Annotated in this window: 1 pseudogene; it reads left to right on the forward strand. The window is 67.3% G+C overall.

Annotated elements, in window-relative coordinates:
• Positions 1-156: 156 nt before the first annotated feature.
• A pseudogene (locus ABD194_RS09005) lies at positions 157-352 on the forward strand (BCCT family transporter); the annotation flags it as partial.

Consider the following 352-nt stretch of genomic DNA (forward strand, 5'->3'; position numbering starts at 1 on the left):
CGCCGTATGCCGTCCGCCCTCCCAGCGTGCCCACAGCCGGCCCTCGTTTTGCGCTCGGGCGCGGATGTTCGACAAAGTAGTTGTTTCCGCAACTTCTGAGTGACACGTAACGTGAGGAGACGGACGGCACCTTCGTCGGGTGCCGTCCATGACGTAATGAGTGAACTGACCAAGAGTCCCGACGACACGCTGCACCCGGCGCTCGAACCGCCACCGGTGAACCACGAGGACGCCCCGCCGTCCCGGGTCGACAAGGTCGTCTTCGGGGTCGCGGCCGCCGTGGCCATCGCCTTCGTCCTGTGGGGTGCGATCAGCACCAGGACGCTGAGCGCGAGCGCCTCCGCGGGCCTCG

It is taken from the genome of Terrabacter terrae (assembly GCF_039529575.1).
Lineage (GTDB): Bacteria > Actinomycetota > Actinomycetes > Actinomycetales > Dermatophilaceae > Terrabacter > Terrabacter terrae.